Origin of the sequence: Plantibacter sp. ME-Dv--P-122b (assembly GCF_030209375.1) — a bacterium.
Classification (GTDB): Bacteria; Actinomycetota; Actinomycetes; order Actinomycetales; family Microbacteriaceae; genus Plantibacter.
This window is the reverse complement of sequence record NZ_JARVSC010000003.1, coordinates 287,838-313,802: the sequence shown is the minus strand read 5'-3', so window position 1 is coordinate 313,802 and position 25,965 is coordinate 287,838. Positions and strand designations below refer to the sequence as shown.

The following is a 25,965-nucleotide window of genomic DNA, read 5'->3' as shown; positions in this document are numbered from 1 at the left end:
TCGCCGGGTCGTCTCGCACTCCGGTGATCGACCTCGCTCACCGTGACCGTGCGCATCGAGGACCGATCCGATGCACACCAGACCTCACCCAGGGAGGCCGCCGTCATGCCCTTCGTCGAAGCCCGCCGCTGCTGGGAGCGACGGTGCTCGCGCATGGTCCTCGTCCTCGACCTCCTCGCCGTCACCCTGGCGCTCGGCGTGACCCAGCTCCTGTGGTGGGACGCGTACTGGCGCGGGGTCGTCGAGCTCGTCGCGCCGTTCGGACGCCTCGACATCGGCTACCCGGCGGTCACCCTCGCGCTCGCTGTCGCGTGGTGGTCACCCCTGTCCGCGGCCCGGTCGCGCCACCCGCGGGTCCTGGCGGATGGCTGGACGCCGTATCGACGGGTCGTGGTCGTGACGACGACGGTCTTCGGCACGGTGGCGATGGTGTCCTACCTCCTCAAGCTCGAGATCGGACGCGGGTTCCTGCTCACGGCCATGCCACTCGGGGTCGCCCTCCTGCTGGCGGTCCGCTGGGGAGCCCGCCGTCACCTCCGCGCGCGGCGGCGTGACAGCGCACTGGTCTACCGCACGCTGCTCGTGGGGGACCGCGACCACGCGGTGCACGTCGCCGAGCGCATGCGCCGAGGAGACTGGGCCGGGCATCGGGTGGTCGGAGTCGCGACCCCGGGCATCGTCGACGACGTCCGAATCGTGGGTGCCCCCGTCCTCAGCGGACGACCCTCGATCGTCGACGCCGCCGAGGAGGTCCAAGCGGACACCGTGATCCTCGTCGGGCCCGTCGAACTCGCCCCCGTCGAGCTCCGCCGCCTCGGTTGGGACCTCAGCGAGCGCGGGGTGAAGTTCATCATCGCGCCGACGCTCACGGGGGTGGCCTCGACGCGCCTGTACCTGCAGGCGGTGGCCGGCATTCCACTCATCCACGTCGACCACCTCGAGCCGTCCCGGGTCGAGGCTGTGGCGAAGCGGGCGTTCGACGTCATCGGTTCCGCGACGCTGCTCCTGCTCCTGGCCCCGGTCATGCTCGCGGTCGCGCTCGCGGTGAAGACGACGAGTCGGGGGACCGTGCTGTATCGGCAGGAGCGCGTCGGTTTGCGCGGCCGCCCCTTCCAGATCCTGAAGTTCCGCTCGATGGCCGCCGACGCCGACACCGGAGCAGCCCTCGCGGTGCAGCAGGATGCGGGCGAACTGCTGACGAAGGCTCCGGACAATCCGCTCGTGACGCCGATCGGACGGATCCTCCGGAAGTACTCGCTCGACGAGCTGCCGCAGCTGTTGAACGTCCTGGGTGGTTCGATGAGTCTCGTCGGCCCGCGGCCCCACCGGGGGTGGGAGGTCGAACGCTACGACCTGCTCGCCCAGCGACGCCTCCTGGTAAAGCCCGGTATGAGCGGACTGTGGCAGGTCAGCGGGCGGTCCAACCTCTCCTGGGACGACTCCGTCGATCTCGACCTGTACTACGTGGAGAACCGGTCGGCCGCGATCGATCTGAAGATCCTCGCGCAGACGGTGCGCGCGGTCGTCGCCCCGGGAACCGACGCACGGTGATCCGGTGCCGCTCCGGCCGGGTTCAGCGTTCCGGGAGCTTGCGCCGCCAGCTCAGTCCGCCGGCACCGATGACCGCGCAGACGACGAGGAGCAGCCAGCCGCCGCTCAACAGCAGGCTGCTCTCGGCGGCACCCGATGCGAGCAGGGTCACGACGATGAGCGCAGCCCAGACGTGCACGACGCTGCGCCGGTTGGTCGCGATGAGCCAGGTCCGCACGAGCGCCAGGCCGCCGAGGAGGAGGAACAGGGCGAGCCCGATCAGTCCGAGCTGCAGGTACACGTCCAGATAGGCGTTCAGCGCCGAGTCGTTCATGCGGCCGAGGCTCGCGTCGATGAACCGGTACGGGACCGCATCGGAGACCCAGCCGCCCGTCCATCCCCAGCCGTTGAGCTCGCTCGGGGCCAAACGTCGCAGGGTCTCCTGCCACAGCGCATAGCGCTGCTCGATCTCGAGCCCGAGACCCAGCACGCGGAACACTTCGGATCGGAAGAGATACCCGATGAGGCCGACGAGCGCGAGGGCGGCGAGGAGCACGAACTGCCAGGTGCGGCGGAGTTCCGGTCGGAGTTGCCGGAAGACGTAGAGCACGGCGGTCGCGATGCCGAGGGCCGCGGCGAGGAGCGCGACACTCGGTGAGCGCGTGCCCAGGATGAGTCCGGCGGCGAGGGCGATCGACCCGATCGTCACCCCGTGGCGCACGGAACGGGTCCGCCATTCGACGACGAAGGTGACGAGACCGAGCAGGGCCGCGATGCCGAGGGCGCTCCGGGAGCCGAAGACGCCTTCCAGCGGGCCACCGAAGGCGAGGTTTCCGCTGATCCCGAGGAACGGCAACGGAGTGTCGATGAGGACGCCGCTCAGTATCTCGAGCGCCAGGGAGGTGCCGAGCAGCGCGCGGAAGGCGGTGCCTGTCGCCCGGACGATCTGGATGGTGTCGCGGGTCAGCGCGATCACGATGGCGATGAAGGCCCACGCGAGCTGTCCGCCGATAGCGGGTAGGGTCGCGAGCGGCGTGGCGCTCCACACCACCGACACCGCACTCCAGGCGAGGAACAGCAGGACCGAGATCGGCAGGAGACCACGCCACTCGATGATGGGGAGGCGTGCGAGGAGGATGCCCGTGCCGATCGTCGCGAGGCCCGCGAGCATCGCGCTGGAACCGGCGACACCGATCAGACTCGTGACGAGGTGCTCACCGAAGGCGGTCGCGACGGCGATGGTGGCGAACGCTGCAGCCAGCGGCGCTGAGGACAGGACGCGCGCTGCGACGGAGAACGCGTCGAAGTCCGCTGTTCTCACGCCGGTCTCATCCGTCGACGACGTCGCGCCGGTGCGCGGGAGCGAGGTCGGATGAGGCTGCGACGGCAGGGACCGGCCAGGCGGGTTCCTGCTTCGTCTTCACGACGAGGAGCACGAGGAGGACCCAGCCGGATTCGATGAGCAGTCGGCTCTCCGCGACCGACTGCACGACGAGGGAGACCGCGATGAGGACGGGGGCGAGCGAGAGGGCCGTGTACGGACGCCGTGCGTCGAGGTCGACGCGTGGACGGTCGACGGCCAGGAACCAGGTGCGGGTCAGCATGGATAGGACCACCGCGGCGAACAGGACGAGGCCGACGACACCGAGTTGGAACCAGACGTCGAGCCAGGCGTTGTGCGCTTGGAGCTGTCGCACGCCGCGTCGGATGACGAGGTCGGTGAAGAGCGGCTCCCATGGCGCCCAGGGGCTCGAGAACCCCCATCCGAACACCGGCCGCTGTTCGATGAGGCGCCAGACCGTCGCCCAGATGTCGAGCCGACCGGTGAGGTCTGGACTCTTCCCGAGGAGGCCGAGGAGCTGCGTCCGGAAGACGACCGCCCCCACCGCGCCCACGACCCCGATGCCGAGGAAACCGAGGTACACCGGTGTCCTCGCCTCCGGGCGAGGTGCCCGACGGATCGCGAGCGCAGCCGCGAGGACCACCGCCGTCACCACGGCGGCGAGCAGGATGGTGGTCGAGAAGCTCAGGAGGAACATCACGACGGAGAGGCCGAGGCGGATGAGCAGGGTCCAGCGACGTTCCGGGCCGGTCAGCGTGGCTGCGCCGGGCTCGTCGCGCCGCGCCGCCAGCCGCAGTCCGAAGACGATGATCCCGAGCAGCGCCACCACGGCGAGGAGGTTGGCGTTCCCTGAGATGCCCTGGATGCGTCCTCCGGAGAACAGCAGGTCCCGCGACCAGTAGTCGAGCAGGGGCGGATCCGCCGAGTCCCCGGCGTAGAAGTTCGGGAGCACCGGGTGCCGGATGATCGCCGCGACGACGAACTCGAACAGGAGGGAGAGCGACAGCACCCACGTGACGGCACGGCCGAGGACCCGGATGACCTCCGGCCAGGTGAAGCAGCCGGCGAGGGTCACACCGAGGATGGTGCACAGCGCCGCACCGAGCAGGGTCGCGGCCGTGCCGCTCGGGTAGGCGGACCAGGCGAGCGAAACGATCGACAGCACCCCGTAGCCGACGAGCGACCACGGCACCCGGGTGCGCCGCCAGTTCGGGCGGACGACCATCAGGCACGCGAGCGCGGCGCCGCCTGAGACGAGGGCCACGGCCGTGTAGCCCCAGATGGTAAGGAGGTTCGTCCAGAACGTCCCGGCGAGCACCGCGAACGTCGCGAACACGGCGACGTGCCTGACGACGAGCGCGCGTGTCGTCAGCGCTGCCGGCGGGCGGGGCGGGGCGGGTTCGGTGGACAGCATGGTGCCCCCAGGGTAGCGGCTGCGGCCGGTGCCGAGGCTCTGGTCCGGCGCCGTGATCAGACGAACGCCGCGGTGCCGGTGATGGCCCGCCCGACGATGAGCGCGTTCATCTCCCGCGTGCCCTCATAGCTGTAGAGGGCTTCGGCATCGGCGAAGAACCGGGCGGCGTGGTAGTCCAGCACGATGCCGTTCCCGCCCATGATCTCCCGTGCCCACGCGACCGTCTCGCGCATCCGCGCGGTGCAGAACGCCTTGGCGAGCGCGGAGTGCTCGTCGCGCTGGGTGCCCTCGTCGAGCATCTGCGAGACCCGGACGCACATCGCCATCGACGCCGTGATGTTCCCGAGGCACTTCGAGAGGAGGTCCTGGATCAGCTGGTGGCCCGCGATCGGCTTGCCGAACTGCACGCGCTCCTTCGCGTAGGCGACCGCCGCCTCGTACGCGCCGACAGCGACGCCGACGCTCGACCAGGCGACGCCGGCCCGCGTGAGTCGCAGCACCTTCGCGGTGTCGCGGAAGGAGTTCGCGTGCTGCAGCCGGAGGCGCTCGGGGACCCGGACGTCCTCGAGGGTGATGTCGGCGTTCTGCACCATGCGCAGGCTGATCTTGCCCTCGATCTTGGTCGCGGAGTAGCCGGGGGAGTCGGTCGGCACGATGAAGCCCTTCACCTGACCGTCGGCCGTGTCCTTCGCCCAGATGATCGTGATGTCACTGAAGGTCGCGTTGCCGATCCACCGTTTGGAGCCGGACAGGATCCAGTCGTCGCCGTCCCTGGTGGCCGTGGTGCGGAGCCCCTGTGCGCTGTCCGACCCCGACTGCGGCTCGGTGAGACCGAAGGCACCGAGGACCTCGCCGGAGGCGAGCTTCGGGAGCCATTCGTCCTGCTGCTCCTGCGAGCCGCACTCGCTGATCGACCCCATGGTGAGACCGTCCTGCACTCCGACGAACGTGGAGATCGACGCGTCGATCCGGGAGAGCTCCATCGAGGCGAGGCCGCGGAACACGGCGCTGTTCTCGAACGGCGTCGTCTCCGGCCAGGCCCACCGGGCGACGTCGAGCTCGAGGAGCGGGGTGATGAGGTGCTTCGGGAACTCCGCTCGCTCCCAGTACTCGTTCACGATCGGCTTCGCCTCGGTCTCGGCCCACGCTCGGAGGCGGGCGATGGCCTCCTGCTCGGGAGCCGTCAGGAGGCTCTCGAAGCCGTAGAAGTCGCTGGCGAGGGGTTCGAAGATCATGGTCCGTTGCTCCATTGCGTCCGCTGGCGCCGGATCGGCGTCCCGGCCAGCCTAGGCAGGTGTGCTCGGCGCCGACAACGGCTTGGTAGTTTGGTGCACGGTGCCGGGCGACCGCGTCGCGCGGCTTGTAGGACGACGCCAACCGGCCCCAGGGTCCGGCTGGCGCGTCACCCTCGTCCGTCGAAAGGGCCCCATCATGTTCGTGCCGCTCCGTGCCACTCCTCGGGACTACGCGTGGGGGTCGCCGACCGCGATCGCGGAGGTGCTCGGGTCCGAGCCCTCGGGTCGTCCAGAGGCGGAACTCTGGCTCGGCGCACACCCGGGGGCCCCGACGCCGATCGCGGATCCGACGACGGTGGGGGGATACGCCGACCTCGAGGGCTGGCTCGCCGCCGATCCCGCTGCGCTCGGCGGCCATCGCTCGCTGCCGTTCCTCCTCAAGGTCCTCGCCGCCGCCCACCCGCTCTCACTGCAGGCCCACCCCGACCTGCAGCGAGCCGCCGCGGGCTTCGCCGCCGAGAACGAACGCGGGGTGCCGCTCGACGCCCCGCACCGCAACTACAAGGACGCCCTCCACAAACCGGAACTCATCGTCGCGCTCCGGGACGGCTTCGAGGCGCTCTGTGGGTTCCGCGAGCTCAACGCGACTGACGCCCTGCTCATCGAGCTGGGGACCACGGCACCCGATCCGGCTGCTGCGGCGCACATCAACATGCTCCGGGGGATGGTCGCCGCTCCCGACGGGCTCCGCGACACCGTGCGGATCCTGCTCGAACACCACCCCGGCGGGCTGCTGGACGCCCTCGTCGTGTCTGCTGCGGCGCCCGGTTCGGGTGCGTTCGACGCCGAGCGGGCCCTGGTCGGGCGGCTCGCGGAGGAGTATCCGGGCGATCCCGGCATCGCGGTCGCCCTCCTCCTCAACCTCGTCACGTTGCGGGCGGGGGAGGCGCTCTACCTCCCCGCCGGTAACATCCACGCCTACCTCCGGGGGATCGGCGTCGAGCTGATGGCGGCGAGCGACAACGTCCTGCGCGGGGGGCTCACCCCGAAGCACGTCGACGTGCCCGAGCTGCTCGACGTCCTGGAGTTCGAGCCGCGTCCGGTGCCGTGGTTGACACCGACGGACCTGGGTGGGGGACTCAGCCTCTTCGTCCCGGACGTGCCGGACTTCGAGCTGCTGCGGGTGGACCTCTCCGATGAGCCGTCCGAGCAGGAGTCGTCGTTCCGGCTCCCCGGCCCCGGCATCGCGATCGTGACCGACGGCTCGGTGCGGATCACCGGAGCCGCCTCGTCCATCGAGCTCGGTCGAGGTGGCTACGCCTTCATCACGCCCGACGAGGCGGAGCTGCGCTTCTCCGGGACCGGGACTCTCTTCCTGGCGACCACCCAGGGCTGACCACCTGGCCGGGCGGTCCGGTCCATGCAGCTCAGGCGCTCTCCCGTACCCCGAAACTGCGCCGGTAAGCGGCGGGCGTCGTGCCGAGGACGCGGTCGAAGTGGTGGCGGAGGACGGCGGCGGTGCCGAAACCGGTGTCGGCCGCGATCCGTTCGACACCGTGGTCGGTGCGTTCGAGCATCTCCTGGGCTCGGAACAGACGTTGCCGGTTCAGCCAGGCGGCCGGCGTGCTGCCGAGCTCCGAGCGGAAGCGGCGTGCGAAGGTCCGCTCGGACATGTGCGCCTGCCGCGCGAGACGCCCGATGGGCAGGTCCTCGGCGAGGTGGTCGAGCATCCAGTCGACGACCGGGGCGAGCGACTCGCACTGCTGCGCCGCGACGGGGGAGAGGACGTACTGCGCCTGACCGCCGTCGCGCTGTGGCGGGACGACCATCCGGCGGGCGATGACGTTGGCGCTCGCCGCGCCGTACTCCTGTCGTACCAGGTGCAGACACGCGTCGATGCCGGCAGCGGTCCCCGCGCCCGTGATGACCTTGCGGTCCTCGACGAACAGCACGTCGGGGTCGACGGTGGTGCCCGGGAACATCGTCTGCTGCTCGCTGGTGTACATCCAGTGGGTCGTGCTGCGCCGACCGTCGAGCAGCCCGGCCTGACCGAGGACGAACGACCCGCTGCACACGCTGAGGACCCAGGCACCCCGTGCCTCCGCCGCTCGGAGGACGTCGAGGTAGGCCTCGTCGACCGCTCCGGCACGCGATCCACCACGACCGGTGATCACCACGAGGTCCGCCTCGGCCGCGAACGACAGGTTTTCGTCGACGATCATGTCGAAGCCCCGCGCACCGTCGTCGCTCAGGTTCATCCGGACCGGACCGGGGTCCTTCGTGACGATGCGGAGGTCGAAGGCGGGACCGCCCTGGTCCGACCGGTCGATGCCGAAGACCTCGCAGACGACGCTGAACTCGAACGGTTGCAGCCCCGGGATGGCGAGCAGGGCGACCTTCGACAGCATGGGACCTCCGGATGATCGATTTGGCAGGAATGTGCTGATTTGCGTCCATCCTGCCACTGGTGGCAGTTTTTCGCCATTCCTAGAGTTTCAGACATGTCCATCATCGCACTCGTCGTCGGCCTCATCATCGTCCTCGTCGCGATCGTCGCCTCCGCCGCGACCATCCGTACCGTCCTGACCGACGGCTATCGCCGCGTCCCCAGTCGCCCCGCCGCACAACGCACGAGCCTCCAGTAGTCTGGTCACTCCGTCTGCAGCACGGCAGATGGATGACTCCCTGGAGGAAGCATCGTGGCGTGGCTGGTGACGGGCGGAGCCGGATACATCGGAGCCCATGTGGTGCGGGCCTTCCAAGCTGAGGGGATCGACGTCGTCGTCCTCGACGACCTGTCGAGCGGGCACGAGCGCTTCGTCCCGGCCGGCGTGCCGTTCGTCCGCGGAACCCTGCTCGACGGCTCGGTCCTCGAGCGCACCTTCTCCGAGTTCGAGCTGAGCGGTGTCGTCCATGTCGCCGGGTACAAGTACGCGGGTGTGTCCGTGCAGCGCCCGCTCCACACCTACGCCCAGAACGTCACGGCCACCGCGATGCTGCTCGCCGCGATGGAGGAGCATCGGGTGGAGCAGATCGTCTTCTCATCGAGCGCCGCGGTCTACGGGACCACGGACGTCGACCTCGTCACCGAGGACACCCCGAAAGCCCCTGAATCGCCCTACGGCGAGTCCAAGCTCATCGGCGAGTGGCTGCTGCGCGACCAGGGTGTCGCGACCGGGCTCCGCCACACCTCGCTGCGGTACTTCAACGTCGTCGGCTCCGGGACGGACGAGGTCTACGACACGAGCCCGCACAACCTCTTCCCGCTTGTCTTCGACGCGCTCCTCGCCGGACGCACCCCCCGCATCAACGGCGACGACTACCCGACGCCGGACGGCACCTGCGTCCGCGACTACCTGCACGTCGCGGATCTCGCAGCCGCCCATGTCGCCGCAGCCAAGCGGCTCGATGCGGGTGAGTCGCTCGAGGCGGCCTACAACCTCGGGAGCGGGGACGGCTCGAGTGTCGGCGAGATCATGACCGCGATGGCGGAGGTGACCGGGATCGACTTCACTCCCGAGATCATGCCGCGGAGGGCGGGCGATCCCGCTCGGATCGTCGCGTCCGGCGCGCTCGCAGCTCGCGATCTCGACTGGCGGATGCGACACGATCTGCGCCAGATGGTGGAGAGCGCGTGGCGGGCCAGGCGCGCCGCCGACTGACGTCGCGCGGCCGCGCGATCCGCCCCGACGTACCCCGACACCCAGTTCGGGTCACACTCGGCGCGTCGCGAACCCTCACGTCGTGATTGAGGCTTTACCATGTGCGACTTGACTCGACCATAACTACAAGGGTGTAATTATGTATCGCGCCGCGTGGCGCAGGGTACGAGTAGGTGGGGAGACGGTATGGCGATTCCTGAGTATCGTGCCGGAGTACCCGACGACTGGTTCGTCGATCCGGTCAATCTGGGAGTGCCCGGCGTCCGTCAGCCCGCTGCGGAGGGCGAGGACGACACCCAGCTCTCCTGGCAGACCGACGCCCTGTGCGCGCAGACCGATCCCGAGGCGTTCTTCCCCGAGAAGGGTGGCTCCACACGCGACGCGAAGCGGATCTGCACCAGCTGCGACGTCAAGTCGCAGTGCCTCGAGTACGCGCTCGCGAACGACGAGCGTTTCGGCATCTGGGGCGGCCTCTCCGAGCGCGAGCGTCGGAAACTGCGCAAACGCGCCGTCTGACGCTCAGCCGATCCCTGATCGAAGCGCTCCCGGCTCACCGGAACGCCCCCGATTCGGGGCGCGCCCGCTCGGTTCCCGATCTTCCGGCCGGACCCGCTTAGTCTGAATCCGATGTCTCCCCGAGTAACGGCGATTCTCGTGGTGCGCGACGGCTCAGAGCCGCTCGCACGCACGCTCGACGCCCTCCGTGCCCAGACCCGTCCGGCGGACGGGATCATCGCCGTCGCCACGCGTGGGAGTGAGGCGACGATCGAGGAACTCGGTCGCGTCCCCGGCATGAAGCTCGTGACCTCGACCGAGGACCTCAGCTTCGCGCAGGCCGTTGCCGCCGGTGTCCGCGTCACCGATCAGCCTGAGGACGCCGAGCAGATGCTCTGGTTGCTCTCCGAGGACACGGCTCCCGAGCCGACGGCGCTCGCCGCACTGTTGGGAGCCCTCGAGGTCTCGCCGTCCGTCGGTGTGGCGGGCCCGAAGATCCTCGACTGGGACGACGCGTCGTTCCTCCGTCGCTACGGCGAGACGATCACCACCCTCGGTGCGGCGGTCCCGGTGGTCGAGGACGAGCTCGACCAGGCCCAGCACGACACGATGAACGACGTGATGGCGGTCGGCCCGGCCGGCATGCTCGTGCGCCACCAGCTGTGGGACCAGTTGGGCGGCTTCGACCAGGCCCTCGTGGCGGACGACGCCCTGGACTTCTGCATCAGGACCCGCCTCGCGGGTTACCTGGTCGCGGTCGTGCCGACGGCGCGGGTCGCCTCCGCCGGCGAAGGCATCGCCGGTCCCTCCTGGTCGAACCGGCTCGGCGCGCGTCGTCGTCGCCACCGCCAGGCGCGCGCCGCACAGCTCCACCGGCGTCTCGTCTACGCGCCGGGGATCATGGTCCCGGTGCACTGGCTCACGCTGGTTCCGCTCGCCATCCTCCGGGTCATCGGCCACTTCGTGAAGAAGCAACCCGAACTCGTGCTCGGCGAGCTCTCGGCGGCGTGCGCCGTCGCGTTCTCCGGGACCAAGGTCGGGAGTGCCCGGCGCCAGCTCGCGAAGAACCGGACCCTGGGCTGGTCGAGCATCGCGGGCCTGCGGATGCGACTCGACGAGGTCCGACGCAAACGCGCGCTCGCGCGGGAGGCGACGCAGATCGGCTTCATCGGCGAGGAACGCGACCTGCGATTCTTCTCCGGCGGAGGTGCCTGGGTCGTCCTCGCGACGGCGGTCGTCGGAGCGGCGATCCTCGCTCCGCTCCTCGGGGCCGCGTACCTCACCGGCGGGGGACTCCTCCCGCTGTCGGCGACGGTCGGCGAACTCTGGCAGCACATCGGTTTCGGGTGGCGCGACGTCGGTCTCGGGTTCGTCGGTGCCGCCGACCCGTTCAGCGCGGTCCTCGCGGTGCTCGGAAGCATCACCTTCTGGCAGCCGTCGTTCTCCCTGGTCCTGCTCTTCCTGCTCGCGCTGCCGCTCTCGGCGCTCGGCGCCTGGTTCGCCGCCACCCGGCTCACGGAACGCAGCGGTCCTCGTGCGGTGGCAGCGTTGCTCTGGGCGCTCGCCCCGACGCTCCTGACCGCGCTCGCCGATGGTCGTCCCGCGGCCGTCATCGTCCATGTCCTGCTGCCCTGGCTCTTCTACGCGGGCGTGGTCGCGTCGCGCTCCTGGGCCGCCGCCGGCACGAGCGCCTTCCTGTTCGCCGCGATCGTCGCGAGTTCGCCGTCGCTCGCCCCGGCGTTACTCGTCATCTGGGTCGTCGCGATGGTCTTCTCCGGTCGGGGGGTCGCCAGGGTCGGACTCGTCCCGATCCCCGCCGCCGCGCTGTTCGCCCCGCTCATCTGGCAGCAGGGGATCCATCGCAACAACTGGCTCGGACTCCTCGCCGATCCGGGGGTCGCCACGCCCGCGACCGCGGCGTCCGGCTGGCAACTCTCCCTCGGCTTCCCCGGCGGAAGCCTGGGTGGATGGAGCCAGCTCGGCGCAGCACTCGGACTGCCGGGTGCGGCTCCCGCCATCGTGGTGCCCGCGCTGCTCGCGCCACTCGCGATCGTCGCGCTGCTGGCGCTGTTCCTCCCAGGCTCCCGACGGGCCGTCCCGTTGCTCATCGCGGCGTTCCTCGGACTCGTGTCGGCCGTGTTCGCCACGCATCTCTTCCTCGCCTCGGCCTCCGGAACGGCCGTGCCCGTCTGGGCCGGCGCGGCGATCAGCCTCTACTGGCTCGGGATCGTAGGCGCCGCGACCCTCGGCCTCGATCGCATCCCACGGTTCCGGGCTGTCCCGGCGCTCGTCATGGTCCTCGCCGCCGCGGTGATCGCCCTCCCGCTCGCCCTCGCCCAGCCGCTCGGCACCTCGGTGGTCCGTGAGAGCTCCGGTCGCCAGCTGCCCGCCTACGTGACGGCCGCGACGCAGACCGATCCTCGGCTCGGCACCCTCGTCATCACGCCCCTCGACGACGGGACCATCACCGCGGTCGTCATCCGTGGACAGGGGGAGACGCTCGACGGCCAGTCGACCATCGCCCAGACGGCCCCCGGCGTGTCCTCGGACGACCGCGTGGTCGCCGAGCTCGCCGGCAACCTCGCCTCGCAGAGCGGACTGGACCCGACGGAGACCCTCGTCGAGCACGGCATCGCCTTCGTGCTGCTGTCGCCGGTGGCCGACGGCGAGGAGCAGACGGTGGCCGGTCAGACCGCCGGCCGCGCGGCGAGCGCGCTCGACGCCAACGCGGCCCTGGTCGCCGTCGGTGACACGACGAGCGGGACGCTCTGGCGCACCGCAGCGGATGTCGGCACCGGTCCCGCGCTCCCGACGTCCAACGTGCTCGGCACGCTCATCGGTGTCGGCCTGGGCGTCGTGTTCCTCATCACCCTGCTCCTGAGCATCCCGAACGGTGCATCCCGCGACGGGTACCGCGCTGGATCCCGGAAGCCCGCGAAGTTGAAGGGCCGTGCCGCTCGCAAGGCGGCCGCGTCCGGGGCGACGGTCGCGGTGACCGACGACGACGAGACCGGCACGTACGACGACGAGGAACCGACCGCCGATCCCGACGACGAGGCGGAGGGAACCGAGCCGGCCACCGTTGCCGACGGGTCGACCCGTCCGTCCAAGCCGCGCTGGTGGCGTCGGGGGCGGACTTCGGCCGGGGCCGCTGCGCCCGTGGCGGCGCAGGCCGAGGCGGCCGACGACGCCGAGTCGGTCGATGGCGCTGTGGCGACCGCCGACGCTGCGTCGGACGACACCGTCGCTCCCGATGAAACCGAGTCGGTCACGGACGACACCGTCTTCACGGACCGCGACGTGACCGGATCGACTCCAGACGCCGACGCCGACACGAACACCACAGCCGACCAGGTCCCCGACGAACCGACGGTCGCCGCAGGCGACGCCGTCGTGTCCGATCCGGATCCGAGCGACTCCACCGAGACGACGTCGGGTCCCGACACCACCCGCCGGGACACCCCGGGAACGGAGCAGCCGCATGCCCAGTAAGCGCGGAGTCGCCATCACCTCCGGTCGCATCGTCACCGGCCTCGTCGGGATCGGGATCGCCGCGGTCACGATCGCAGCGGCCGGGCAGCTGCCCCTCCCGACGGTCGAGATCGCCCCTCAGGACATCCGAGTCACCCCGGTGGCCGGCGACCAGTCGGTCGTGTGCCCGGGGCCGCTGCTCGCCCTGGCCCAGGACGCGACGGCCGCCACGGCAGCCGGCTCCTTCGGTCCGGCGACCGTGGACTTCGGCGCGAACGGGGTGACGCCCACGACGAGTGAGCTCGCCGCGCCCGACAACACGAGCGGTGCGGCGGACGGCGGACCCACGGTGATCACCGTGCCCGGCGCCACCGACGGGACGGTGACGCCCCTGAGCGGCGCGCAGTCGCAGATCGCCGCCGAAGCCGAGGTCGCCGGTCTGGCGGCCGCCGCCTGCACGCCGGCATCGGCCGAGAGCTGGCTCGTCGGCGGGTCGAGTGACATCGGTCGCACCACCCTGATCCTGCTGAGCAATCCGTCGGCCGTCGATGCGAACGTGACCCTCGAGGTCTTCGGTGCCGCCGGGCGGATCGACGCTCCGGGAGCCGCCGGGATCGTCGTCGCCACCGGCACGCAGCGGGTGATCGCCCTCACCGGTCTCGCGCCCAACGAGCCGACCCCGGTCGTGCACGTGACGAGCGAGGGCGGTCGAGTGGTGGCCGCACTCCAGCAGAGCACGGTCCGCGTCCTGACCCCCGGCGGTGTCGAGGTCCAGGGGCCGACCGCGGCTCCCTCGACCGATCTCGTGATCCCGGGCGTCGTGGTCACCGCTCCGGCGGCCGCAGGGGCGAGCTCCGACACCGCGTCCGTCGACGACCGGGCCACGGCCCTCAGGCTGTTCGCGCCGGGATCCGAGCCCGCTGACGTCGTCATCACCGCCACCCGCGAGAACGCGAAGGACGAGCCGATCGTCATCGATGCGACCATCCAGCCGGGCGTTCCCGGTGAGATCGCCCTGGCCGAACTCCCGGCCGGTGAGTTCTCGCTGGAGGTCACCTCGACCCGACCGGTGGTCGCGGCGGCCAGGACGAACTCCCGCGGTGGAACGCTCGAGGACTTCGCCTGGTTCGGAGCGACGCCCGCACTCGACGACACCGCGGCCTTCACGGTCCCCACGGGTCCGGGGCAGAAACTCCACGTCTTCAACCCGTCCGGAACCGACGCCGAACTCACGTTGACGGGTGCTGACGGCAAGGAGACCACGGCGAAGGTCGGTGCGGGCGCGGCGGTGACGCTCGGCGTCGCCTCGGGTCAGAGCTACGTCGTCGCCGGGGCCGACGGCCTCCACGCCTCGATCAGTCTCGCTGCGGCAGGGCGGCTCGCGTCGCTGCCGGTCACACCGCCGAACCCGCTGGCTGCGCCGATCAGCGTCTACCCGCGGTGACCGCGGTGACCGCGGTGACCTCGGGTCAGAGGAACCGGTAGCGCTCCGGCCCGAGGTCCCAAGGGTCCTTGCCGAGGAGCTCGGCGACGGCACGGAACACGCAGCTCTCCACCATCATGCGCTGATGTAGCTCGTCGTTCCGGTGGAGCTTGCTCATCCGCTGGATGGGCAGCCGATACAGGATGATGCGTCGGCGTGCTCGGTCGACGAACCAGCGGTCGACGCCGTCCGTCCCGGAGTTCTGCGCCGGCATCGCGCCGACCTCGAACCGGACGTCGGCCAGTTCGGCGGGCCAGGCTCCGCGGAGGTAGTCGGCGGTGGTGGCGACCGTCAGGTCGAACTGATCGATCCGGGTGTCGATCGGGGGCACGTCCGGTCCGACGACGCTCGAACGACCGTTGCGACCGTGCCGTGACCGGCGGCGCGAGAGGGCGCCTCGCGTCTCCTCGTCAGCCTGCGCCATGCGTCCAGTCTAGGTGTGGTCGGCGGCCCGGTTCAGACCCGCTCGACCGGCGAGCCGGACGGTGCCGCCGTCGCCCCCGGGCTACGCTGGGGCAAATGGTGGACAGGATGTGTTCGAAGGTCGGCTGCTCGCGCGAGCCCGTGGCGACGCTGACCTACGACTACCGTGACTCGATGGCCGTCCTCGGCCCGCTGAGCATCGAGAAGAGCCCGCACAGCTACGACCTCTGCTCCATCCACGCCGTGCGGCTGAGCGTGCCGCAGGGCTGGAGCGTCGTGAAGCACAGCGTCCTCGGAGACGTCGGCTACGGTTCCTGACCGTCGACGGCCCCGCCCCGTGCCTGATCTCGGTACCGACATGAAGGTCCGCGACGCCTGACGGTCTGAGAGAATGGCGTCATGAGTTCTTCCGCACCGTCTGCCCCCACGACCACCCTGCCCTACAAGGTGGCCGACCTGTCGCTGGCCGAGGCCGGCCGACACCAGCTCCGCCTCGCCGAGAACGAGATGCCCGGCCTGATGGCCCTGCGCGAGGAGTTCGGCGCGAGCCAGCCCCTCGCCGGCGCCCGGATCGCCGGTTCGCTGCACATGACGGTGCAGACCGCAGTGCTCATCGAGACGCTCGTCGCGCTCGGTGCCCAGGTGCGTTGGGCGAGCTGCAACATCTTCTCGACCCAGGACGAGGCGGCGGCCGCCGTCGCCGTCGGTCCGCACGGGACCGTCGAGGCACCGGCCGGTGTGCCGGTCTTCGCCTGGAAAGGCGAGACGCTCGAAGAGTACTGGTGGTGCACCGAGCAGATCTTCGACTGGTCGACCGAAGCCGCCGCTGCCGGCGCCGAGTGGACCGGCCCCAACCTCATCCTCGACGACGGCGGCGACGCGAGCATGCTCGTCCACCAGGGCCGTCGGTTCGAACTGGCCGGAGCGGTCCCCGACACGACCGACGCCGACAGCCACGAGTACAGCATCGTCCTCGACGTGCTCCGTCGCTCGCTCGCCGGCAGCAGCGATCGCTGGACGAAGGTCGCCGCCGACATCCTCGGCGTGACCGAGGAGACCACCACCGGTGTGCACCGGCTCTACGAGCTGGCGAAGCAGGGCGAGCTGCTGTTCCCCGCGATCAACGTGAACGACTCGGTCACGAAGAGCAAGTTCGACAACAAGTACGGCATCCGGCACTCCCTGCCGGACGGCCTCAACCGCGCGACCGACGTGCTCATCGGCGGCAAGGTCGTCTTCGTCGCAGGTTACGGCGACGTCGGCAAGGGTGCGGCCGAAGCCCTCCGCGGCCAGGGTGCCCGGGTCATCGTCTCCGAGGTCGACCCGATCTGCGCCCTCCAGGCGTCGATGGACGGCTTCCAGGTCGCGACCCTCGAGAGCGTCGCCGACCAGGTCGACATCATCGTCACGTGCACCGGCAACTTCAACGTCGTCACCCTCGACCACATCCTGGCGCTCAAGCACCTCGCGATCGTCTCGAACGTCGGGCACTTCGACAACGAGATCGACATGGCCTCCCTCGAGGCCCTCGAGGGCGCCGAGAAGATCGAGATCAAGCCCCAGGTCCACGAGTGGCGGCTCCCCACGGGGCGCAGCGTCCTCGTGCTCAGCGAGGGACGCCTCATGAACCTCGGGAACGCGACGGGGCACCCATCGTTCGTGATGAGCAACTCGTTCACCAACCAGGTGCTCGCACAGCTCGAGCTCTGGACGCGGATCGAGGAGTACCCGATCGGCGTGTACGTGCTGCCGAAGCACCTCGACGAGAAGGTCGCGCGCCTGCACCTCGACGCACTCGGCGTGCAGTTGACGACGCTCACGGGCGAGCAGGCCGACTACATCGGTGTGCCGGTCGAGGGCCCGTACAAGGTCGACCACTACCGCTACTAGGCGGAGCCGCCGGTTCCCCGCCTCAGCGGTCGGGGAACCGGTGCGGCTGACCGCTCAGCACCGGCTGGAGGAGCGACAGCCGCTGACGGGCCGCGAGCTGGGCCTGGTACTCGCGTTCTCGGCGGATGACGGAGACCCCGACGAGGAACGCCTCCGGGTGAGCGATCGGCAGCGGCGACACGAATCGCGACACCTCCGCCGCGAGTTCGGCCGCCAATCGGGTCCTCGTGGCCGGGGTCAGTGAGCCGGCCTGTTTGAGAAACTGGGTGACGCGCCGCGCCAGCGGGTCGGGAAGTCGGGCCACGTCGGCGCCGCCGGCCCAGGCGGCGAGCTGTGGTGGGATCATCGCGACGGGTTCCACCACCCGCGGTAGACGCTCGCGCTGACTGTAGGTCCCGGCGAGCACGTCGCCCAGACGCTTCGAACGGGCGCTCAGCAGGCCGGTGAGCGCGGCGATGCCGCCAGCGGTGGCGTAGATCTCGAAGTACCCGGTGAGGGCACGGATGAACGCGTGTCGGAAGCCGGGTGCACCCCCGTCGTCCCGGACGATGCGAGCACCGACGACGAGTCTGCCGAGCGACCGTCCGCGGGTGGCGATCTCGACCGCCGCCGGCAGGACGACGAGGCAGAGCACCGTCAGGCCGAGCACGATGGCGGTGAACATCGCGGTGTCCATGGCGACCCCGGACAGGACCCAGGAGAACATCGCGAGCATGAGGCCGACGAACACGAGGATCGACACCACGTAGTCGATGACGGCGCCCGCTGCGCGCAGGATGAATCCGGTGGGCCGTACGTCGAGGGCGACCGCCTCGCCGGTGATCAGCTCGGTGCCGTCGTCCAGCGTCGTCTCGTGCAGCGGGACCCGGGCCGGTTCGGACATGTGCTCCATTCAAGCAGATGCGTGGGGGACCGGCCATGGAGCGCCACCACCGCGTAGCATGGCTGCGATGGACCTCGACGCCTACTCCGCAGCCCACCGCCAGGAATGGGACCGCCTCGACGCGCTCGGCAAGCAGCGGTTCTTCAGCGGGCCGGAAGCCGATGAGTTGATCGACCGATACCAGGCCGGAGCGACTCAGCTCTCCGCGATCAAGACGACGGCCGGATCGACCCTCGTCGGCGACCGCCTCTCGGTGTCCCTGTCGCGGGCGCGCCTGCGGTTCACCGGAGCCAGTGCGAACGTGCTGTCGAGTGTTCCGCGCTTCTTCGTCCTGGCGCTGCCCGCCGCGCTCTACCGGGTCCGTTGGGTGACCCTCGCCGTCGCGGTCGCGACGGTCGTCATCGCGACCCTGTACGCCGTGTGGATCGCCGGCAACCCGCAGGTCCTCGCGAACCTCGGTACCGACGCGCAACTCAAGCAGTACGTCGAGGACGACTTCGTCGCCTACTACTCGAACAACCCGGCCGCGAGCTTCGCCGGTCAGGTGTGGACGAACAACGCGTGGATCGCGGCGCAATGCGTGGCGTTCGGCATCAGCGGTGTCTGGGTCCCGTACATCATCGTCACCAACGCCCAGGGGGTCGGGCAGGCCGCAGGGGTGATGTTCGCCTACGGCAAGGGCGACGTGTTCTTCGAGTACATCCTCCCGCACGGCATGCTCGAGCTCACGGCGGTGTTCGTCGCGGCGGCGGCAGGTCTCCGCATCTTCTGGGCCTGGGTGGCACCCGGACCACGGACGAGGGGGCAGGCGCTCGCGGAGGAGGGCCGAGCGCTGTTCACCATCGCCATCGGGTTGGTGATCGTGCTCTTCGTCTCGGGGCTCGTCGAAGGCTTCGTGACGCCGGCACCGTGGCCGTGGGCGGTCAAGATGCTCATCGGTGGAGGAGCCCTCGCCGCCTTCCTGGCCTACATGTGCTGGTGGGGTGGACGCGCGTACCGGTCAGGTGAGCGTGGAGACCTGGCCGAGTTCGAGGCCGGCGCGAAGCGGATCGTCGCCGGCTGACGGCTACTCGCCGGCTTCGGATCGTGCGCGGCGCTCGGCGTTCCTGGCGTTGACCCGGGCGTTCTCGGCGTTCACCTCGGCGTGCACGGCGCGCTCCTGGACGAGCCAGGCGGGCAGCGTACGGAGGAGCTCCTGGATCTGTTCGGTGGTCAGCGCCTCGGTGATCTCGGCGCGAGCCAGACCGGAGGTCGACACGCCCAGCTTGCGGGCGACGACATCGCGCGGGTGCGGTCCGTTCTTCCGGAGCTCGACGAGCCAGTCCGCCGGGTTCGCCTGCAGCTCGAGGAACGCCGACCGCGTGATCGGCTCCTCCTGGAACGACGCCGGGGTCGCCGGCAGGTAGACCCCGAGCTTCTTCGCCGCGGTCGCCGGTTTCATGATCTGTTCGCTCGCACCCATCCGCTCAGCGTACCTCGCTGCGGTGTCCTCGCCCAACCGGCCGGATCACCCGTCGACCGCGCTGCAGTAGTGTGGCAAGCCGAGCAGTGGAGGCTTCGATGGACAGGCAGGACGACCAGGTCGACGGGATCGAGGTCGGCGACGACGGGCTCGGCGCCGACACGGAGCCGGAGACCACCCCGCCGGCGCTGACCGTCGCCTACGCGCGCGGCGTGAACCCGGGGAAGTGGGCGCGCATCTGGAGCGAGCGCCGTCCGGACGACGAACTCGGGCTGATCCGAGTCGACCTCGACGAGCAGCGAGCGGTCCTGGTCTCCGGTGCGGCTGACGTCGTGCTCGCCCGGGTCCCGATCGACCAGGACGGGCTGAACACGATCGCCCTGTTCGAGGAGCTCCCCGTCGTCGTCTTCGCCAAGGGCGCTGCGCTCGGAGCCGGGGACACGGTCGGGATGGCCTCGCTCGCCGACGAGCAGCTGATCATGACGCCGCTCGTCCTCGAGTGGAACGAACGTGCCGCCGTGCTCGGGTTCGACGCCCCGGCGGCGCCGCTGACCGACGACCCGGAGGCCGCGGTCGAACTGGCCGCGTCCGAGGTCGGGATCGTCGTGGTCCCGCAATCCGTCGCGCGCCTGCACCAGCGGAAGGACGTGGAATACCGTCCGATCGCCGATCTTCCACCGATACCCGTCGTGCTGGTCTGGCCGAAGGACCGCGAGGACGAGGCCGTGGAGGAGTTCATCGGCATCGTGCGCGGGCGCACGGCCAACAGCTCGCGACGAGCCGCTCCGGCCGAGCAGGTCCCCGCGCCCGCACCGCAGCAGGCCGCGAGACGGCGGAAGACGCCGAAGGCCGGCTCGACCCAGGGCACCGCCGCCGGGACGAGCCGAGGCGCCCAGCTCGCCGCACGCAAGGCCAAGCAGGAGGAACTCGCCCGCGAACGGCGCAAGAAGCGCAAGGGCCGCTGACCCGTCCTCCCGGTTCCGGCCGGCAGGTGGAGGGATCCGGTCGATCGGCGACGGATCGGGCTAGAGCCGACCGGACGCCTTGAGTGCGATGTAGGCGTCGGCGAGCGCCGGGGGCAGGGTCTCTGGTGAGCCGGTGACGACGTCGGCCCCGAGCTGTCTGATCGCCGCCGACACGCGTTCGATGTCGAGCAGGGCGCGTTCGGCCGCGGCGGCGCGGTACACGGTCTCGCGGTCGCCGCGGTCGCGCGTGGCCTCGAGGGTCGCCGGGTCGACGACGCTCGTCACGACCACCGTGTGGCGCTGCGTGAGCTGGGGGAGGACGGCGAGGAGCCCGCGCGCCGCCCCGGGGGCGTCGATCGAGGTCTGCAGGACGACGAGGGCGCGCTGGTTCGTGATCTGCCTGACCTGGCCGGGGACGGCGTCCCAGTCGGTCTCGATGAGCTCAGGGTCGACGAGCGCCATCGCGTCGACCATCCTGGACAGGAGTTCTGCGCCGGTCGCCCCCTGGACGCGACCACGCACCCGACGGTCGTAGGCGAGATAGTCGATGCGGTCGCCGGCTCTCGTGGCGAGCGCGGCAAGGAGGAGCGCGGCTTCGAACGCGGTGTCGATGCGCGGCTCGTCGGCGATGCGCGCGGCGGAGGTGCGGCCGGTGTCGGTGACGATGACGACCCGGCGGTCGCGCTCCGGTCGCCAGGTGCGGATCATGACGTCGCCCCGTCGTGCCGTGGCACGCCAGTCGATCGACCGGACGTCGTCGCCCCGCACGTATTCGCGCAGGGAGTCGAACTCGGTGCCCTGACCGCGGACCATGACGCTCGTCGCGCCGTCGAGTTCACGGAGGCGTGCGATCCGACTCGGGAGGTGCTTCCGCGAGGCGAACGCCGGCAGGACCCGGAGGTGTCCGGCGCTGTTCAACGTCGCCTGACGTGCCAGGAGTCCGAGCGGACCGAAGGACCGCACCGTGACCTGGGACACCCGTCGCTCGCCGCGGCGGAACGGGGTGAGCACCAGACCGACGCTCCGTCGCTCGCCCGGTGGGAGGTCGACGCGGAGCCGCTCGGCGGGCGCACCGGCGGACGGCTGCCAGGCGTCCCGCACCAGTGCACGGACGCGGCGGCGTCCGCGGTTGGTGAGGAAGAGGGTGCTCGTCGCCGAGTCGCCGAGTCTGACGCGGGACGGCAGCTGCCGCTGCAGGACGATGTCCCGCGGCGAACCCGCGACCACGAGGTCGAGCGCGCCGAGCGCGGCGGCGAGGACGAGCCACGCGATGAACGCCGGGGCGGCGTCGCCCGTGAGCACGCCGAGCACCACGATCGGCACGACGCCGAACGCGACGAGCGCGACGAACCTCCCGGTGACGGCCATCTAGATGGGCACCTGCACCTGCTGCATGATCGAGCGCAGGATCGCGTCGACCGAGACACCCTCGAGCTCTGCCTCGGGCCGCAGCTGCATGCGGTGGCGCCAGACCGGGAGCACCATCGTCTGCACGTGGTCGGGGGTGATCGACTGGTAGCCGCTCAGCCAGGCCCAGGCCTTCGCCGACGCGAGGAGGGCGGTCGTCCCTCGGGGGCTGACCCCGAGTCGGACGGACGGGCTGCGCCGCGTGGCGCGCGCGAGGTCGACGATGTAGGCGAGGACGTCGGCGCTGGCACCCACGCGTCCGACCTCGAGCTGGGCCGCCCGCAGATCGGCCGCGCCCATGACCGGCCTGACACCCGCAGCCGTGAGGTCGCGCGGGCTGAACCCGGCGGAATGCCGCCGGAGCACCTCCACCTCGACGTCGCGTTCGGGCACGTCGAGGACGAGCTTCAGCAGGAAGCGGTCGAGCTGCGCCTCGGGGAGCGTGTAGGTGCCCTCGTACTCGATCGGGTTCTGCGTGGCGGCCACGATGAACGGGTCCGGGAGTGGAAGCGAACGGCCGTCGACGCTGACCTGGCGCTCCTCCATCGCCTCCAGCAGGGCGGACTGGGTCTTCGGGGGTGTGCGGTTGATCTCGTCGGCGAGCAGGATGTTCGTGAACACCGGGCCCTCGCGGAACTCGAACTCGCCGGTCTTGGCGTCGTAGACGAGCGAGCCGGTGACGTCGCCGGGCATGAGGTCGGGCGTGAACTGCACGCGCTTCGTGTCCAGACTCAGCGCGTGGCTGAGTGATCGGACGAGGAGCGTCTTCGCGACGCCGGGCACACCCTCGAGGAGCGCGTGGCCCTTGGCGAGGAGTGCGATGACGAGCCCGGTGACGGCGGCGTCCTGACCCACGACGGCCTTGCCGACCTCGACGCGGACCTGGGCGAGTGCTCGCCGGAGATCGTCGGGGTTCGGTGCGGTGGATCCTGGCACGGGGGCGTCGGTCATGGATGGTTCCTTCCGGTGAGGTCCGTGGCGCGCGCGACGGCGGCTTCGAGGTCGAGCAGGTGATCGGACAGGGAGACGAGGTCGGCGTCGCTCGTCGGTACGGCGTCGAGCAGGACGGACCGCACGTGCCGGGGGTCGAGCCCGGTGAGTCCGGCGACCGTGTCGGCGACCTCGACGACGGAGGCGTGCCGGGAGAGGCCCGCGGCGACCGCGAGGCGGGACACGGTGCCGATCCGCAGCGCGTCGAGCGCCCGCTGACGGTTACCGGAGCGTTGGTAGAGGCGTGCGCGCCCCTCCATCGTCTCGCTCGCGCGGACCGCGACGGGCAGGTCCTCGATGACGAGCGGGCCGAAGCGGCGCCCGCGCCAGAACATGGCCAGGATCGCTGTGACGACAACGGTGCCGGTGACTCCGGCGACCCAGCTCGGCGTCAGCTCGTCGAGGCTCGGGGGACCGGTGACCGGCACGTCATCGAGGCTCGGCAGGTACCAGACCAACTGCGCGGTGGAGCCGAGCAGGCCGAGCGCCAGAGCGGCGTTCCCGGCCCGGTCGACGACGTCGTTCGTCAATGCGTCGGCCGAGCCGAGCAGCACCCGTGCGCCGTCCGCCTGCGTCACGACAGCACTCCCGCCGCTGTCGGCCGTGAAGCAGCCCTCGGCGTCGGCGTCGGTGGCCGTGTACAGCGTCCAGCCGCCGGTGACGGTGCCCGCCCGCTCGGCGGTGGGGTCGCCGCAGTCGGACGACAGGACGTCGGCGGCGTCCGAGCTGCCCGCGAACGAGACGCCGGGGAACAGGGTGCGGAGCGCCGCGGCCCGGGGGGTGACGACGACGAGTCCGGCGTCGGCGTCGCTCAACCGCTCGAGCTGCGAGGCGTCGAGCAGTCCGCTGGGATCGAACAGGAGGACGGTGCTGTCGGTGTCGTCGACCGCCTCGAGCGTCGCGTCGAGCGTGGTCGTCTCCGTGACGGTGACGCCCTCCTGGCGGAGCACCTGCGCGAGTGCGCGCCCACCGTTCGGAGTCTGGTTGCCCGGGCTGAGCAGGGCGGCGTCGATCGACGCGCCCCGCGTCGCGAACATGAGCACGAGGGCGATCCCGACCGCGAACACCGCCGCGATGATCCAGAACCGGTTCCGCCGCAGCCGGGTCCGCAGCCGCGGTGTGGCGACGTCGGGCTCGGGCTGCCGTTGCACCGTGGGCTTCGTCGCGAGCGTCACCGGACCAGCTCCTCGGGGTCGGCGAGGAGCCGCGGCGCGGCAGCGGAGAGCCGGGCGTCGAGCGCTTCGAGCTCCCGGTACTGTGCCTCGGTGCCCGTCGCCTCGAGGTAGCGGACGGCGTCGAAGACGTCCGCGGCGTCCGCGAGTGCGCGCCCGTCCTGCGGGAACGCGGCCGCCGCCCGTGCGGCGAAACCGTGCGCCGTCGTGCCGGGGGTGACCACGACGATCGTCCGCTCGGACAGTCCGCGAGCGATCGCCCGGTACAGCTCCTGGAGGGCGAGGGTCCAGTCGCCGGCCGCGGCGGCGGTCCTCGCATCCTGGCGCAACCGCTCCGCGGTCCGGTCGTCGCGTTCGCCGAAGAGGTCGAGCTGACGGGCGCTCCGGCGGTTGAGCCGGGGGACGCCCCACACGATGAACGCGATCACGATGCCGACGACGACCACGGTCATCGCGATGATCGGGAACAGGCCGGTGAAGGGCCCGTCTCCCGGCACCCGGAGCGAGTTCACCCAGTCCCAGAACGCCTTCGACACGATGTCCCACAGCGACGGCTGAGCCGTCTGGTATTCGGGCTTCGACAGTTCGCGCTGGAGCAGGTCCCGGGCGCCCGGCGCATCCGGGACGAGCGGGACGTCGAGGCGCGACGCGAGGAACAGCGGGCTCATCGGGTCGCTTTGCCTCCGGCGGCGGCGACGTCGAAGGGGTTGTCGACCGTCTCACGGCCGCCCGCGCGGGCCTCGACGAACCGCGCGAGGTCGAGGTCGAGCCCCTCCTTGCGCATCCGCAGGTCGACGTAGATGACCGCCGACGTGGCGCTGATGACGACGACCGTGATCGCGCCGATGATGACCGACACGAGCAGCGACAAGCCTTGCGCGGCGATGGTGGCGACGATCATCGTCGCCTCCGAGTCGACCCCGACGAACAGTACGGGGACGAGACTCGCGAGCAGGCTGATCGGGGTCGCGACGACCTGCGACGCGACACTGACGACCGAGGAGACGAGGAACTGGACGCCGAAGGTCCGCCAGAAGTAGCCGTCGGTCAGCCGCCACGAGCGAGCGAGCGAGGGGAAGACCTTGCCGTTCTCGAGGACGATGATGCTCGGTGTGAGGGAGAACTTGGTCCCGAGCCATACGGAAGCGGCGATCAGGACCAGCAGCGCGCCGATGCCCATGACCACCGTGAGGGCCACGCCCGCGGTCCCGCCGAGACCGGTCAGCACGAATCCGAGGCCCACCGCGACGGCGATGAACACCGTCACGACACCGATCAGGAGGAAGGTGTAGCCGATGAGGGGCAGGAATCGCGCCTTCGTGCGCCGCCAGAGCACGCCGAGCGGCAGCTTCTCACCGAGGGTGCCGCGAGCGACCTCTTGCGCGATGATGCCCTGCAGGATCGCGCTGCCGGCGATCGAGACCGCCACGGGGATGAGGAAGGACAGGATGATGGCCGTGATCGCCCCGGCGCTGATGGCGTCCTCCTCGCCGGGGGCCGCCTGCGACAGCCGGCTCAGTGAGAGCCAGGTGACGACGCCGACGATGACGAGGGAGAGGACGGCCGTGAGGCCCTGCAGGAGCAGAGCGCTCCCGAACGTCGCTTTGGGGTTGCGTCGCAGCACGAGGAACGGGGCGCCGAACCGGTCGCTGAAGGACAGCGGCCGGAGTGGGATGAGCCCGGGCTTCGGCGGCGGTGCCCATCCCTGCTGGGGACCAGGGGCCCAGGACGCATCGGTCGCGTACGGGTTCGCGTCGTAGGCGGCGGTCGGAGCGGAAGGAGGGGTCCCGTACCCGGGCTGCTGCACCTGGGGGTGCGGCTGATACGGCTGGGTGTACTGGGGTGGGACCTGCTGCGGATACGGCTGCTGGCCGTACCCCTGCTGCCGGTACGTCGCCTGCGGCGGAGAGCCGGGCTGCTGCGGGTACCCCTGCTGCTGCGACGGATACGCGGGTTGCTGTGGGGCTCCCTGCGGTGGCAGCGGCGGATACCCCTGCTGCGGTGGGAGCGGCTGCGGTGTCGCCGGTTCCGGCGTCACCGGCTGCTGTGGCCCCTGCGGCGTCGCCCACGGGTTCGGATCCTGATCGCCCATCTCGCCCCCGGCTCGCTGTTCCGTGTCCATCAGCAACACCCCCTCGCCG

23 protein-coding genes are annotated in these 25,965 nt (G+C 70.8%); 11 read left to right on the top strand and 12 right to left on the bottom strand.

Annotated elements, in window-relative coordinates; translation table 11 throughout:
- Positions 1-105 precede the first annotated feature (105 nt).
- Positions 106-1,551: a sugar transferase gene (locus tag QRN19_RS06225; RefSeq protein ID WP_285025869.1), complete on the top strand. Its 1,446-nt coding sequence runs from the start codon at positions 106-108 to the stop codon at positions 1,549-1,551.
- A 22-nt stretch (positions 1,552-1,573) separates the two neighbouring features.
- Here the strand turns inward: QRN19_RS06225 and QRN19_RS06220 are convergent, their stop codons facing one another.
- From QRN19_RS06220 to QRN19_RS06210, 3 genes are read right to left on the bottom strand one after another with little or no spacing between them, the layout of a single operon-like run.
- The gene (locus QRN19_RS06220) at positions 1,574-2,851 is read right to left on the bottom strand and encodes an O-antigen ligase family protein (protein WP_285025868.1); all 1,278 of its coding nucleotides are present in this window, start codon (positions 2,849-2,851) and stop codon (positions 1,574-1,576) included.
- Between the two features lie 7 nt (positions 2,852-2,858).
- Positions 2,859-4,286: an O-antigen ligase family protein gene (locus QRN19_RS06215; protein ID WP_285025867.1), complete on the bottom strand. Its 1,428-nt coding sequence runs from the start codon at positions 4,284-4,286 to the stop codon at positions 2,859-2,861.
- Between the two features lie 56 nt (positions 4,287-4,342).
- A complete protein-coding gene (locus tag QRN19_RS06210) occupies positions 4,343-5,521 on the bottom strand; it encodes an acyl-CoA dehydrogenase family protein (RefSeq protein WP_086474313.1) in 1,179 nt (392 codons plus the stop codon).
- A gap of 196 nt (positions 5,522-5,717) precedes the next feature.
- Between QRN19_RS06210 and manA the strand changes: the two genes are divergently transcribed.
- Entirely contained in the window at positions 5,718-6,917 is a 1,200-nt protein-coding gene (manA, locus tag QRN19_RS06205) for a mannose-6-phosphate isomerase, class I (RefSeq protein WP_285025866.1), read from the top strand.
- Between the two features lie 31 nt (positions 6,918-6,948).
- Here the strand turns inward: manA and QRN19_RS06200 are convergent, their stop codons facing one another.
- On the bottom strand, positions 6,949-7,929 hold the full coding sequence (locus tag QRN19_RS06200) for a GlxA family transcriptional regulator (RefSeq protein WP_285025865.1): 981 nt from the start codon (positions 7,927-7,929) through the stop codon (positions 6,949-6,951).
- Positions 7,930-8,022: 93 nt separating this feature from the next.
- Between QRN19_RS06200 and QRN19_RS06195 the strand changes: the two genes are divergently transcribed.
- From QRN19_RS06195 to QRN19_RS06175, 5 genes are all read left to right on the top strand, one after another.
- Entirely contained in the window at positions 8,023-8,166 is a 144-nt protein-coding gene (locus tag QRN19_RS06195; RefSeq protein ID WP_285025863.1) for a hypothetical protein, read from the top strand.
- Positions 8,167-8,220: 54 nt separating this feature from the next.
- The gene (gene galE / locus QRN19_RS06190; protein ID WP_285025862.1) at positions 8,221-9,183 is read left to right on the top strand and encodes a UDP-glucose 4-epimerase GalE; all 963 of its coding nucleotides are present in this window, start codon (positions 8,221-8,223) and stop codon (positions 9,181-9,183) included.
- Positions 9,184-9,369: 186 nt separating this feature from the next.
- A complete protein-coding gene (locus QRN19_RS06185; protein ID WP_079002812.1) occupies positions 9,370-9,699 on the top strand; it encodes a WhiB family transcriptional regulator in 330 nt (109 codons plus the stop codon).
- 111 nt (positions 9,700-9,810) lie between these two features.
- On the top strand, positions 9,811-13,170 hold the full coding sequence (locus tag QRN19_RS06180) for a glycosyltransferase (protein WP_285025861.1): 3,360 nt from the start codon (positions 9,811-9,813) through the stop codon (positions 13,168-13,170).
- A complete protein-coding gene (locus QRN19_RS06175) occupies positions 13,160-14,593 on the top strand; it encodes a DUF5719 family protein (protein ID WP_285025860.1) in 1,434 nt (477 codons plus the stop codon). The genes QRN19_RS06180 and QRN19_RS06175 overlap by 11 nt, the downstream gene beginning before the upstream one ends.
- Before the next feature lie 25 nt (positions 14,594-14,618).
- Here the strand turns inward: QRN19_RS06175 and QRN19_RS06170 are convergent, their stop codons facing one another.
- Positions 14,619-15,056 carry a metallopeptidase family protein gene (locus tag QRN19_RS06170; RefSeq protein ID WP_064295223.1) on the bottom strand — a complete coding sequence of 146 codons (438 nt, stop codon included), beginning with the start codon at positions 15,054-15,056 and terminating at the stop codon, positions 14,619-14,621.
- A 107-nt stretch (positions 15,057-15,163) separates the two neighbouring features.
- Between QRN19_RS06170 and QRN19_RS06165 the strand changes: the two genes are divergently transcribed.
- On the top strand, positions 15,164-15,373 hold the full coding sequence (locus QRN19_RS06165) for a DUF3499 family protein (RefSeq protein ID WP_369808449.1): 210 nt from the start codon (positions 15,164-15,166) through the stop codon (positions 15,371-15,373).
- Between the two features lie 81 nt (positions 15,374-15,454).
- Positions 15,455-16,945: an adenosylhomocysteinase gene (gene ahcY / locus QRN19_RS06160; protein ID WP_285025859.1), complete on the top strand. Its 1,491-nt coding sequence runs from the start codon at positions 15,455-15,457 to the stop codon at positions 16,943-16,945.
- Positions 16,946-16,967: 22 nt separating this feature from the next.
- Here the strand turns inward: ahcY and QRN19_RS06155 are convergent, their stop codons facing one another.
- A complete protein-coding gene (locus QRN19_RS06155) occupies positions 16,968-17,828 on the bottom strand; it encodes an RDD family protein (RefSeq protein ID WP_285025858.1) in 861 nt (286 codons plus the stop codon).
- Positions 17,829-17,895: 67 nt separating this feature from the next.
- Between QRN19_RS06155 and QRN19_RS06150 the strand changes: the two genes are divergently transcribed.
- The gene (locus tag QRN19_RS06150) at positions 17,896-18,891 is read left to right on the top strand and encodes a stage II sporulation protein M (RefSeq protein WP_285025857.1); all 996 of its coding nucleotides are present in this window, start codon (positions 17,896-17,898) and stop codon (positions 18,889-18,891) included.
- Positions 18,892-18,894: 3 nt separating this feature from the next.
- Here QRN19_RS06150 and QRN19_RS06145 read toward each other — a convergent pair whose 3' ends face one another.
- Complete coding sequence (locus tag QRN19_RS06145; RefSeq protein WP_056012681.1) at positions 18,895-19,290, bottom strand: DUF5997 family protein; 396 nt, start codon at positions 19,288-19,290, stop codon at positions 18,895-18,897.
- Between the two features lie 98 nt (positions 19,291-19,388).
- On the opposite strand from QRN19_RS06145, the gene QRN19_RS06140 reads away from it, so the two are divergent.
- Entirely contained in the window at positions 19,389-20,255 is an 867-nt protein-coding gene (locus QRN19_RS06140) for a LysR family substrate-binding domain-containing protein (RefSeq protein ID WP_285025856.1), read from the top strand.
- A gap of 60 nt (positions 20,256-20,315) precedes the next feature.
- Here the strand turns inward: QRN19_RS06140 and QRN19_RS06135 are convergent, their stop codons facing one another.
- The 5 genes from QRN19_RS06135 to QRN19_RS06115 are packed head-to-tail and all read right to left on the bottom strand — an operon-like array spanning position 20,316 to position 25,946.
- Positions 20,316-21,623 carry a DUF58 domain-containing protein gene (locus tag QRN19_RS06135; RefSeq protein WP_285025855.1) on the bottom strand — a complete coding sequence of 436 codons (1,308 nt, stop codon included), beginning with the start codon at positions 21,621-21,623 and terminating at the stop codon, positions 20,316-20,318.
- Positions 21,624-22,613: an AAA family ATPase gene (locus tag QRN19_RS06130; protein ID WP_079707257.1), complete on the bottom strand. Its 990-nt coding sequence runs from the start codon at positions 22,611-22,613 to the stop codon at positions 21,624-21,626.
- Positions 22,610-23,827 (bottom strand): DUF4350 domain-containing protein, encoded by a 1,218-nt coding sequence (locus QRN19_RS06125; RefSeq protein ID WP_285025854.1) that lies wholly within the window; start codon positions 23,825-23,827, stop codon positions 22,610-22,612. Before QRN19_RS06125 ends, QRN19_RS06130 begins: the two co-directional genes overlap by 4 nt.
- Positions 23,824-24,492: a DUF4129 domain-containing protein gene (locus tag QRN19_RS06120; protein ID WP_285025853.1), complete on the bottom strand. Its 669-nt coding sequence runs from the start codon at positions 24,490-24,492 to the stop codon at positions 23,824-23,826. The genes QRN19_RS06125 and QRN19_RS06120 overlap by 4 nt, the downstream gene beginning before the upstream one ends.
- Positions 24,489-25,946, bottom strand: coding sequence for a DUF7847 domain-containing protein (locus tag QRN19_RS06115; RefSeq protein WP_285025852.1), 1,458 nt, complete (start codon positions 25,944-25,946; stop codon positions 24,489-24,491). Before QRN19_RS06115 ends, QRN19_RS06120 begins: the two co-directional genes overlap by 4 nt.
- Positions 25,947-25,965 lie beyond the last annotated feature (19 nt).